A 10,949-nucleotide genomic window follows, 5' to 3' on the forward strand; every position below is an offset into this window, starting at 1 on the left:
ACGGCGCAAACAAAAACAGCCTCCGAATGAAACCGGAGACTGTCGCAATCCTGAGGAGATTTCTTTTGGCCTGCTCCTTTGGAGTGCGAAATCTTCACGATGGCGGATGATATCTCTGGCGCGTCGTTGGATTCCTAGGCCTTCAAAAAAGCGAGAAGGTGGGCGTTGATGACATCCGCATGCGTCGTTGCCATGCCGTGCGGCAAGCCTTTGTAGACCTTAAGCGTCGCAGTCTTCAGCAACTTTGCCGAAAGAAGCGCGGAGTCGGCAATCGGCACGATCTGGTCGTCGTCACCATGCATAACGAGGGTCGGTACATCGATCACCTTCAGGTCTTCGGTGAAATCCGTTTCCGAAAATGCCTTGATGCCTTCGTAGTGCGCTTTTGCGCCGCCCATCATGCCCTGGCGCCACCAATTCTGCACCACCGGCTGTTGGACCGGTATACCCGGACGGTTGAAGCCGTAGAACGGACCGCTGGAAAGATCGACGTAGAACTGAGACCGGTTGGCCGCAAGGGCCGTACGCAAACCATCGAATACTTCGATCGGCAAGCCGCCCGGATTGGCTGGCGTCTTGACCATGATGGGTGGCACCGCTCCGATCAGCACAAGTTTCGCGGCCCGTCCCTTGCCATGACGGGCAACATATCGTGTCGCTTCACCGCCACCGGTCGAATGTCCGACATGGATCGCATTGCGAAGATCGAGGTGCTCCACGACAGCCGCCACGTCGGCAGCATAGTGGTCCATATCGTGACCGTCGCTCACCTGGCTTGAGCGACCGTGCCCACGACGATCATGGGCGATCACCCGGTAACCCTTGCTGAGAAAGAACAGCATCTGGTTGTCCCAGTCATCGCCGCTGAGCGGCCAGCCGTGATGAAAGACGATGGGCTGGCCATCCTTCGGGCCCCAGTCCTTGAAGAAGATTTTGGTGCCATCCTTCGCGGTGACGTATTCGGTGGTCATTTCAAGCGTTCCTTTTGGTGTCGTCGGTTTGGCAATGGCTTCGGTGGAAGAGGTCTGAAATGCGACCGCCGCGGCGGCAAGGTTGAAGGTGCCCGCCATAACGTCGCGACGCGTAGCTTCAGTGTATTTCCGATCCATATCGTCTCCTGTCCCGCGTGGTCTCTACGCGGCAGATCGTCGAGTTTTCTGCTGATCCTGTTGCCGAACGGCGATACCAACCTAGCGGCCCCGGGAGGCTGGCGGAACTAAACTTACGTTTTGGATCGATGTCTGGCGCACGTGGAAGTCATCGTGCCGCTTCAAAAAATCAGACAAAGGTGTGAGCTGGAAGGCGCAGCGCGTGAACTTCTACCGGCTCTTCAAATCCCCTCAGATTGTGGAGTCCCATGCGCTCGGTTCGCTCCGAACAGTTTGCCAACTTGACAAACTCGGACGAGATCAAGACCGGGCGCTGGAGCTCCTTTGTGAGATTTTCGAGACGAGAAGCAAGGTTCACGGCCGGTCCGATCACGGTAAAGTCGAGCCTCTTCTGCGAGCCGATATTGCCATACATTACTTCGCCGACGTGTACGCCGGTGCCGTAGCGCAGTTCATCCGCGAATCTGGTCCCCTGAGCCTTCGCAATCGCTTCGTGGGCGTCGTAAACGGCTTGCAGGAGGTTTTCGCACGCTTTTGGCTGTTCTAGTGGAAAAACGGCAAGCAGCCCGTCGCCGATGAATTTCAGGATCTCTCCGCCATGCCGGTCAACCGGACCGGCAACGGCATCGAAATACTGGTTCAGTATGGAGATGACTTCATCGCGCGGACGACGGTCCGACAGTTTGGTGAAGCCGCGCAGATCGCAGATCATGATCGCCGCGTTGATTGACACGCCGCTTCCGCGCGTCGTCGCCCCGTCCAGTATCTGCTCGCTGGCATGCGGTCCGACATAGGTCTCAAGTAACGTGCGTGCCAGCTGATTCTTGACCCGGATTTCGCTGACCAAAGAAAACAGGGGCAGTATTTCGCGCAGAAATCCAATGTCACCATCATCGAAGCCACTCGGTCTGGCTGTCGAAAATGTAATGAGATGCCGCTTGCCCTGCGTGTGATCGATTGGCCAGCCGGTATATTCAGAATGACCCTGCTCGCGCAGCTCCTCGTACAGCGGAAAGGCGTGCGGCCCGTGGATCTGAAGCTTTTGACGGATTTCCGAGCCTGTGCTGAAGACGACGCGATAAGGGCTCTGGAGGAAGGTAGCGGTTGCCTCAACTTCGTAGCCCACGATCTGTACATCCGGTCTCGATTGCCCCCTGGCCCATATGATCCTCGTCCCGAGCCACTGCGGATGGTAGACGCGGATATGCAGGCTCGCCCGGCTGAGCGCGACGCCACAGTCAACGAGCCGAGTGCAGAGCTGCATGAATATCTGCGCGATATCGCGTTCCTCGCGAACGCCAGCGAGCAACCACTGAACGAGCGAATCGCGGCGGGGGTTATTCAGAAGACTCATCTTGTTCCTCCCGATCGAGCGTCTGAACTCATCGACCGAAACCTTGACCTTCGCACTGATACCATTTCAACGGTTATCGGTGGGCGGATCTTGGCAGGACCGCCAGCGGCCGCGCGGTTCTGGGTATTTACGTCTGCATTTGGTACTGCACGGCGCCCGGAGGCGCCAATGGCGGCAGCCAGAGACGCTCGCGAGAAACACGTCCGTGCTGTCTTTCTTCAACGCGACGTGGCTTGCGCAACAAACTCGAGCAGATCCTGCGAGTTCAGAGGCTTCGCCAGAAACAACGCTGCGCCGGCCGACAGCGCGTGCTGCCTGATGGTGCTCTCAGCAAAGGACGACATCATGCAAACCGGAGGGCCTTCAGCCCGAACCACCGCATCGAGAAGCACGAGGCCGCTGGTCCCTGGCATTCTTACATCGGCGAGCACGCAGTCCACACGGGACAGGTCGCCCGAGTCCAAGAAGGCGTCGGCCGAGCCGTAAATCAGACTGGAGACGCCGACGGTTTCGAAGAGGTCACGGAGTGCCTCCAGCAAAGCGCAATCATCGTCTATGATGGCGATCGTCGTTTGTTTCGTGGCCTGCATGGAGCATGGAACCTCAGAAGAGTGGGCCGGGGCAGTTCCCGGCGGTTAAAAGAAAATTTCGTTCTAAAAGCACTGGATAACGACGCTCGGCCTTTCAAACATTCCGGGCGGTGAGATCAGCCAGACGGTGCTCATGCGCACGCCTTGGTCAAAAGGCTGTGGCGACCCTATGACCTCTAGTTCGCAAGCGTCGGTTCCAACGCTATCTGTCGAAGACAGCTGCTGCGTGCTCGTCATTCTTCGCTCGAAGGTATTTCAGGCTCCCGCCAAGATCGCGGCACCTCTCCGCCCGATGACGAGAACTCCGGTTACATCTCATGGTATCAGACCGGTAAGGCGATACAATTAAACGAACGTTTGGTCGCGGACCGAAAGTCTTTGATTCAACGCTGAGCGGGGCTCTGTGCGCGCCACTCGTTACCCGATTCATCTCTGCGCTCACTGAACGCACAAAATCCCCCAACTCAGGTTTGAGTCGACCGCTAGCACCCCCGACAGAGGGTCCGCGACGGTCCTGAACCGGCACGTCTCGACCCGGCAAAGCAGAAGCGAAGGCACAAACACGATTGAACAGCTGGAGTGGCCGAGGTTTTGCGGCAAACGCTGCCCCTCTTTGCAATTGCCGTCGTGATGTTAGGTGCGGCTTCGTGGCTCTTTCGACGTCGTCTCGAATAGGGACGCCTCTCCAATTTCGTTCGTTTCCCGATTGAGCCGCATGGGGCGGTACGCTACAGTACCGTTACCATTTCAGAAAGACTTCGTTTGCGATCAACTATGAACCAGACGACGGTGTTTTTCGAGAAGGGCTTCTCCCGGACGTCGATGGATGACGTCATCGGGATCGTCGGCGGCTCCAAGCGGACCCTGTATAAGTACTTCCCAAGCAAGGACGAGTTGTTTTTTGCGGTTGCCGTGCGCGTTTCGGACCGCACTGTGGAAGAACTAAGGGTCAAGCACAGCGGCGATCTGCAGGAAACATTGACAAAGTTCGGAATGAGTTACCTGCGAACTGTTGTCTCGCCAGAAGGGCTGTCTCTTTTCCGCGCAGTCATTTCGGAGGCGCCGCGCCTGCCGAAGCTGGGGGAAGGCTTTTTACGTCATTTAACAAATCGCATTTCTCAGCTTCTGGTGGACTACTTCGAGACACAGGAAAAGATTGGCGATGCAATCTCGGCTGCGGAGCAGTTTCTAGCCCTTGTCCGGGGGCCGACCCACTATGTGGCTTTGCTCGGTGGTAGACCGCCGAGCGATGAAGAGATCGCATTCGCGGTGAGGCAAGCGGTCGCGACGTTCCTCTATGGAGCTATTGGTAGCCCAGATACCAACGTCTGACCCCAACGTCTTGGGCGACCGCATTCAGCTTCAGCAAGTCATCGTGAACGTGCTGCTGAACGGTATTCAGGCCATCTCGCATGCCGGGACCGACCGGCGCCAAATCGTTGTTGAGACATCGTATGGTTTGGACGGAGTGACAATGCTGAGTGTGGAAGACACCGGTGGTGGCATAGCTTCCGACCATCTAAGCCGGATCTTCGACGGATTCTTCTCGACGAAGGCGGACGGCGTTGGCATCGGCCTAGCCATATGTCGTTTCATCGTGGCAGATCACCAAGGAGCGATCAGCGTCGAAAATGAAGCGGGCGTAGGCGCACGGTATTTGGTCACACTTCCCGCTATATCCGACGGAGAGGTTTCGAACGACGGTGGCAAGGTTGCGGACAGCAGTGCACTGGCGCCGACACGGACAAGGGACAATCGATGAAGAAGCAAATTGCATTCACTTGAGGAAAAACGCATGAGCATTCAACTCTTCAGCTTGAAGGGCAAGCGGGCCCTCGTCACCGGCTCCTCGCAGGGCATCGGCTATGCCCTGGCCGAGGGCCTTGCAGGCGCCGGCGCAGAGATCGTGCTCAATGGCCGCGACGAGGCGAAGCTACAGGCGGCCGCCCAAAGCCTCGGCGTGAAGCGCACGCTTGCCTTCGATGCTACGGATCACGAGGCCGTGCGCAACGCCGTCGACGGCTTCGAGGCGGAAATCGGCGCCATTGACATACTTGTCAACAATGCTGGCATGCAGCACCGCACTCCATTGGAGGACTTTCCGGCAGATGCCTTCGAGCGGTTGCTGAAGACCAACATCTCCACGGTTTTCAATGTCGGCCAGGCGGTCGCGCGTCACATGATCAAACGAGGCGCCGGGAAGATCGTCAATATCGCCAGCGTCCAGACCGCGCTTGCTCGCCCCGGCATCGCGCCCTATACGGCGACCAAAGGCGCGGTCGGCAACCTGACCAAAGGCATGGCGACCGACTGGGCGAAATACGGTCTGCAATGCAATGCGATCGCCCCTGGCTATTTCGACACGCCACTAAACGCCGCTCTCGTCGCCGATCCGGCCTTCTCAGCCTGGTTGGAAAAACGCACGCCGGCTGGCCGCTGGGGCAAAGTCGAAGAGCTTGTTGGCGCCTGCATCTTCCTTTCCTCCGACGCTTCCTCTTTCGTGAACGGACATGTGCTCTACGTCGACGGCGGCATCACGGCTTCGCTCTGAGGCATCCCGGCGCATTGCGGTAAGGCGGTCGGGTACGAGCCGCTCGCCCAACCAGTTATTCCAAAGATCAGAAACTGCCCGGAACGCGATCGTGCCGCCGCGATGGGAAAGGCCGCCTTTCGGCGGCCTTTCCGCTTCTACGAGGATGCCTTGCCGATTCCTCCGGAAACGAGGCGACCCTCGTGGAAGGTGGCGCCGCGGGCCGGCATGCGGGCGACGGCTTCGGCCGAGCAGCTCGCGGTCGTCAGCGTAAAACCCGCATCGTCGCCGGGTTTCGGCCAGGCGCGATTGCCGTCATTGTCGAGTGGCAGGACACCACCGGTGGAAATGGCGAGCGAGCGGGACAGGTGGTACTCGTCGGAGCCGCGGTAGAGCTGGGCGTAGAGATTGGCCTTCTCCAGCATGTCGCCGCTGCCGAAGGGCGACCAATGGTCGATGACGCTGTCGGTGCCGGTCATCACGAAGACGCCTGCCTTGCTGAGCTGTGGTAGCGGCATCATCAGCCCGCCGATCGGTACGGTCGATGCGATCGTCATGCCGTTTGCGGCAAGCCGCGCCGCCGTCTCTTCGAGGACTTCGGGGCTGAGCGTCGTCAACGCGAAGGCGTGGCTGATCGTCACCTTGCCCTTGAGTGCCGGGTTCTTCTCCACCGTGTCGATCATGTAGTTGACCGCGGCAACGCCTGCCGGACTTGTCTCATGCAGGTGAATGTCCACGCCCTTGCCGGTGTCGAGTGCGATCTGGAACATCGCGTCGAGCGATTTTTCCATGGCGCCGTCGACATTCGTCGGGTCGAGGCCACCCACATATTCGACGCCCATCTGCATGGCTTCACGCATCAGGGCATCGACCTTCGAGTGCAACAGGCCGTGCTGTGGGAAGGCGACGATCTCGCAGATGAAGTCGTCTTTGTGTTTCTCCAGCGCAAGCTTCAGGTGCTCCAGGCTTTTCAGGCCGCTCACCGGATCGATGTTGCAATGGCTGCGGGCAATCGTGCTGCCCTTGGACTGCAGGAGCGCGATCAGGCCTTCGGCGCGCTGGACCGAGGCCGGGAGCAATTTCGGTAGCAGCTTTTCCTCGAGTGCGATCATATCCATGATCGTCTTGCCTTGGCGTGGTAGCGGCGCCTGCCACGCGCCACCGTAGAATGTCTTGTCGAGGTGGATGTGCATATCGCGCATGGTCGGCAGGGCGAGTTGACCGCCTGCCTGGTAGGTCGGCAGGCCCGCCGGTAGCGTCGCTCCGGCGGCATGCAGCGCGGCGACCTTGCCGTCTTTGACTTCCAGTGTGTATAGCGCCGTGCGGGTGGCGACGATGACATCGCCATCCCTCTCGAAACCCTCTTCGAGGCGTATGTTGCCGAGCAGGTAGTGGCTGTCTTTCACCGTCGTTACCGTGGCGCTCTGTGCGCAATTCATGGTCTCGGCTGCGGCCTCGCGGCTCATGCCGCCGGTCAGCCCTGTGACTGCCGCGACTGTTGTCAATTGACCGGTGCGGCTTAGGAAGGCCCTGCGGCTCTGCGATACAGCGTGTTGCACTATCGTCTCCTCATCGTCGTGCATGGAAGGGATGACGTATTTTAGGAAATGTCCCCGTTGCATGGCAGCGACAATTGAAAATGCTTGCTATTCGATTTGCCACTGACGTCAGCGTGTCAGACCACAGAAAGCAATGAGCCGATCAGCGAGGTCGAGCGCCAAGGGGGAAGCGTTGTCCCGGTAGAACAGAGCAAGCTCGAAGTCCTCGACCGGTGGCAAGTGCTCGGCGGCACCGAGCACACGATGCGCCGGCAGCCGACAGCTTGCCGGTAGCAAGCTAACGCCGAGACCGGCGGCAGACGCGGCCGCTAGGGCTGCGAGGCCCCCGCCGCTATAGCTGACGCGCCAGCGAACGCCGAGGCTGTCCAGCGTCTGGCACAGTTCCTCGCGGTAGAGCCCGTTAACGGGAAAGACGGCGATCGGAACCGGCGATTGGTCGATAGCTGGGTGCTTCTGGCTATCGAGCCAGAGCAGTGGTTCGGCCCGTGCGGCGCGTGGCAGATGTACTCGTCGCTGCTTGACCAGCACGAGGTCGAGTTCCTCTTGAAGGTAGGCGCGGTGCAGGTCGCGGCTGAGGCCGCTGGTGACGTCGAGTCGGAGATTCGGATGCTCGCGCTTGAAGGCTGCAAGCAACTCGACCGTCGGCACGGTGAAATCCTCAGGCATGCCGAGCCGCAAAACGCCGTCTCGCCACGGTCCGGCCAGCGCATCGTGCGCCTCCTCGTTGATCGCAATAATGCGTCGCGCATAGCTCAGAAGCTTGATGCCCTCTTCGGTTAGCCGCACCTCGTGGGAGGTTCGCTCGAAGAGCGCCTTGCCGAGAAGTTCCTCCAGGCGGCGCACCTGCTGACTGACGGTGGACTGCGATAGCGACACCCTGTCGGCCGCGCGTGTAAAACTGGTGGTCTCGCTCACGGCCACGAAGCTGATCAGAAGCTGCGGGCTGAACATGGGATAGCGATTCATAATTCCGCCGTCGCGCGTTGGACCATTATCACTTCTAACCGGACGCGAAGGACTCCACAATGTTCGCATATTCGAAGGCGTAGGCAGGCAAATGAAGCGTCCGAACCGCAATTGGGCACGGACGCTTTCCATCACAGTTACTTCAACCTGTCGGCCAATTTCTCGATGGCTTTGACGGCGCAGGCTTCATCGAGGTTGCCGCCCGGTGCACCGCCGACGCCGATCGCGCCGATCGTGTCCTTCCCGACCTTGACCGGCACGCCACCGGCGAGCACCAGGAAGCCCGGAATATCTGCGAGGCCAGCCGCGGCACCGTTCTTCTGCACCGTCTCGGCCATGCCGCTGGTCGGATTCCGCGAGGATGCGGATGTATAGGCCTTGGCTGTCGCGGCATTCGCGGTGTGAGCACCTGCGCCTTCAGCGCGGACGAGCGCCAGCAAGATGCCCGCGCGGTCGGTAACGGCGGCTGCGACGTTGTAGCCATCAGCGGCGCACGCGCTGACGGCGGCTTGAGCAAGATCAACCGCAAACACACTGCCGAGGCTGGTTTGCTTGGCGATATCTTCGGCAACAGCCGGAGCGGCGACAACGGTGCCAAGAACAATAGAAAGAAGGACGCTTTTCATCATGGGAACCTCCAGGTGTTCGTTTTCCCGGAAGAGGGTGTATCCGGCGTGGTGCTGTTCCGAAATTCGCACGGTCACGGAAGCTTATCGGTAGGATTACCGATACACGCCGAGCCAGATGCGCGTCTGCTCGGCGACAGCGGGCGTTCCAAGCTTCATGGCGATGCTTGCTCTGTGGCTGTCGACGGTGCGAACGGAGACGTCGAGGGTTGTTGCAATATCTTTGCTGCCCAGCCCCTTTGACACGAGCTCCATGACCTCGCGCTCACGGGCAGTGAGCTGGTCGAGCAGGCCGGCGGTTTCCTGTCGGGCAAGCAGCTCGGCAAGTTGCGCCTCGCACGAGGCAATCGCCTCGATCAGCACATGTTCATCAATGGGCTTGACCAGGAAGTCTGCCACGCCGGCCTTGAAGGCGCGGCGGCAGGCTTCGACGTCGCCATGCCCGGTGATCATGATTGCGGGCCACGCAATGCTCATCTCGGCCAGCTTCTTCAGGAGCTGCAATCCGCTCGTTGCCGGCATGCGCAGGTCAAGGATCAGTATGCCCGGCTTTGCCTTGTCCATATGGGCGAGCAGGTGCGCCGCATCCGGGAAAGCCGTTACTTCCTTGCCATAGGTCGAAAGCAGCAGCACCAGAGCCTCGCGCACCGAGGCGTCGTCATCGACAAGATAGATCATTGAGCTCCTCCCGACGGCAGGCGAATGATGAAGCAACCACCGTCATCGTTGCGTGCCTCGATTGTGCCGTTCATTTTTTCGATCAGGCGCGCACAAAGAGGCAACCCAAGACCCATACCGTCCGGCTTGGTGGTAAAAAATGGCTCGAAAATGCGGTCCAAGGCAGCGACATCGATCCCCGGACCGTTATCAGCGACAGCAACGATGACGTCTTGGCCTTCGGATCCGGTCCACAGGTTGATGCGCGGTTCAGGCCGACCAGAGAGAACTTCGACCGCATTGCGGATCAGGTTGTGGATGACCTGCTGGAACGAGATGACATCGATTGCCACCATGCAGGACCGGTCGGAGATCGCGATGTTCAGCGCGATGCTCCGTTGTGCCAGGTCCGCTTCGACGAGCCGCACCGCATCAGTCAGCGCATCGGCAAGCGCCACCATCTCGATCCGTGCCTTTGCTCCAGAGATATAGGCCCGCATACGGCCCAGAATGTCGCCTGCGCGTTTTGCTTCACGGACGTTGGCGTCGAGCGCCTGCAACAGGATGTCATTGTCCTGGATCACCAGCGCCCGTCGCGCGGCCTGACTCTGGCTCAGCAGAGCGGTAACCGGCTGGGCCAGTTCATGGGCGATGCCCGAAGCCATCTCGCCAAGTGCGTTCACCCGCCCGGCGTGGGCAAGGCGCGCCTCCTGCTCCAGCAGGGCCGCGCGTAGCTCCTGACGATGTCTTTCTTGCCTGGCATTGCGATATCCCGCCACCAGCCAAACGAGCGCCGCCAAACCGAGCATCAGTGGTGCAATGAGACGCGGAGGCATGAGCTCGCCGAGGCTGAAGTACCGTCCCAAGGTGAGGTGCAACGGTTGACCCGGATTGCTGGCCGACAGGCTCGTCGCTGCGCTGAGGCGTGATGCCTCGTTCGCTCCACTGGTGAATAGTTTGATGCCATCGAGCGACAGGCCGACGAAATAGCCAGGAGAAATCTCGTCGGCCGGTAACAACGCGCCGGCGTTGATGCGCAGCCGTAGCAGCCGGTTGCTTTCGACCAGCTTATAGATGTCGTAGGCATTTTTTCTGGCGATTGCTCGGATTGCAGTTTCGCCGGGCTTATTCAGTCCCGGCAACTCGGCACCAGCCGGGTATTCGGCAACCGTCGGGCCGGTGGGCTTTCCGTAGGTGACCACATGGGCCGTCGGACCATCAACGTGGATCGTCGCGATGTCGTCGATGCGCGGGTAGAAGGCGGTAATCGAGTTGGCAAGCCCCTGAATGGTAGGGGATGGCTCGGTCGGCGACATGCGGATTACGGCCGCAAGTGCGGTCATGTGGGCATCATGCTGTGCCAGCTTTTCAGCGAGCAGCGTATCGGTCTGCCGCGCCAGCGCCGAAAGTTCTGCAAGGCCTGCACGATATTCGATCGCAGCTACCGTGGCGATGCTGATCAAGCTGCTAATCAGCCAAATTGCGAGCGGTAGGATCCACTGAGTCGAGCGATTTCTTTTCATTGTGTAGCGACGAGAAGGACAGGCCTTTGCATACT

11 protein-coding genes are annotated in these 10,949 nt (G+C 59.7%); 3 read left to right on the plus strand and 8 right to left on the minus strand.

Features of this window, described 5'->3' with window-relative positions; genetic code table 11:
* Positions 1-134: 134 nt before the first annotated feature.
* The 3 genes from FHT76_RS22555 to FHT76_RS22565 form a co-directional block, all read right to left on the minus strand.
* Positions 135-971, minus strand: coding sequence for an alpha/beta fold hydrolase (locus FHT76_RS22555; protein WP_405049259.1), 837 nt, complete (start codon positions 969-971; stop codon positions 135-137).
* Positions 972-1,278: 307 nt separating this feature from the next.
* Positions 1,279-2,463 (minus strand): adenylate/guanylate cyclase domain-containing protein, encoded by a 1,185-nt coding sequence (locus tag FHT76_RS22560; RefSeq protein WP_183863096.1) that lies wholly within the window; start codon positions 2,461-2,463, stop codon positions 1,279-1,281.
* A gap of 218 nt (positions 2,464-2,681) precedes the next feature.
* A complete protein-coding gene (locus FHT76_RS22565) occupies positions 2,682-3,053 on the minus strand; it encodes a response regulator transcription factor (protein ID WP_183757684.1) in 372 nt (123 codons plus the stop codon).
* A gap of 774 nt (positions 3,054-3,827) precedes the next feature.
* On the opposite strand from FHT76_RS22565, the gene FHT76_RS22570 reads away from it, so the two are divergent.
* The 3 genes from FHT76_RS22570 to FHT76_RS22580 are packed head-to-tail and all read left to right on the plus strand — an operon-like array spanning position 3,828 to position 5,604.
* On the plus strand, positions 3,828-4,385 hold the full coding sequence (locus FHT76_RS22570) for a TetR/AcrR family transcriptional regulator (protein ID WP_183863098.1): 558 nt from the start codon (positions 3,828-3,830) through the stop codon (positions 4,383-4,385).
* Between the two features lie 10 nt (positions 4,386-4,395).
* Positions 4,396-4,815 (plus strand): sensor histidine kinase, encoded by a 420-nt coding sequence (locus FHT76_RS22575; protein WP_246712636.1) that lies wholly within the window; start codon positions 4,396-4,398, stop codon positions 4,813-4,815.
* A 33-nt stretch (positions 4,816-4,848) separates the two neighbouring features.
* On the plus strand, positions 4,849-5,604 hold the full coding sequence (locus tag FHT76_RS22580) for an SDR family oxidoreductase (protein ID WP_183863100.1): 756 nt from the start codon (positions 4,849-4,851) through the stop codon (positions 5,602-5,604).
* A gap of 137 nt (positions 5,605-5,741) precedes the next feature.
* Here the strand turns inward: FHT76_RS22580 and FHT76_RS22585 are convergent, their stop codons facing one another.
* The 5 genes from FHT76_RS22585 to FHT76_RS22605 form a co-directional block, all read right to left on the minus strand.
* Complete coding sequence (locus FHT76_RS22585) at positions 5,742-7,142, minus strand: amidohydrolase family protein (protein WP_259185890.1); 1,401 nt, start codon at positions 7,140-7,142, stop codon at positions 5,742-5,744.
* Between the two features lie 108 nt (positions 7,143-7,250).
* Complete coding sequence (locus tag FHT76_RS22590; protein ID WP_259126311.1) at positions 7,251-8,108, minus strand: LysR substrate-binding domain-containing protein; 858 nt, start codon at positions 8,106-8,108, stop codon at positions 7,251-7,253.
* Between the two features lie 137 nt (positions 8,109-8,245).
* A complete protein-coding gene (locus tag FHT76_RS22595; protein ID WP_259126312.1) occupies positions 8,246-8,737 on the minus strand; it encodes a heme-binding protein in 492 nt (163 codons plus the stop codon).
* 93 nt (positions 8,738-8,830) lie between these two features.
* Positions 8,831-9,412: a response regulator transcription factor gene (locus FHT76_RS22600; protein ID WP_259126313.1), complete on the minus strand. Its 582-nt coding sequence runs from the start codon at positions 9,410-9,412 to the stop codon at positions 8,831-8,833.
* Positions 9,409-10,854, minus strand: a complete 1,446-nt coding sequence (locus tag FHT76_RS22605) for a sensor histidine kinase (protein WP_259126314.1) — start codon at positions 10,852-10,854, stop codon at positions 9,409-9,411. Before FHT76_RS22605 ends, FHT76_RS22600 begins: the two co-directional genes overlap by 4 nt.
* Positions 10,855-10,949: the final 95 nt, after the last annotated feature.

The sequence above is a fragment of the Rhizobium sp. BK176 genome, from assembly GCF_024808055.1.

What these genes read in the sequence shown, in the direction of transcription:
- FHT76_RS22555 (WP_405049259.1), bottom strand. Translation starts at nt 971, where the DNA reads ATGACCACCGAATACGTCACCGCGAAGGATGGCACCAAAATCTTCTTC.
- FHT76_RS22570 (WP_183863098.1), top strand. Translation starts at nt 3,828, where the DNA reads ATGAACCAGACGACGGTGTTTTTCGAGAAGGGCTTCTCCCGGACGTCG.
- FHT76_RS22595 (WP_259126312.1), bottom strand. Translation starts at nt 8,737, where the DNA reads ATGATGAAAAGCGTCCTTCTTTCTATTGTTCTTGGCACCGTTGTCGCC.
- FHT76_RS22565 (WP_183757684.1), bottom strand. Translation starts at nt 3,053, where the DNA reads ATGCAGGCCACGAAACAAACGACGATCGCCATCATAGACGATGATTGC.
- FHT76_RS22600 (WP_259126313.1), bottom strand. Translation starts at nt 9,412, where the DNA reads ATGATCTATCTTGTCGATGACGACGCCTCGGTGCGCGAGGCTCTGGTG.
- FHT76_RS22590 (WP_259126311.1), bottom strand. Translation starts at nt 8,108, where the DNA reads ATGAATCGCTATCCCATGTTCAGCCCGCAGCTTCTGATCAGCTTCGTG.
- FHT76_RS22580 (WP_183863100.1), top strand. Translation starts at nt 4,849, where the DNA reads ATGAGCATTCAACTCTTCAGCTTGAAGGGCAAGCGGGCCCTCGTCACC.
- FHT76_RS22560 (WP_183863096.1), bottom strand. Translation starts at nt 2,463, where the DNA reads ATGAGTCTTCTGAATAACCCCCGCCGCGATTCGCTCGTTCAGTGGTTG.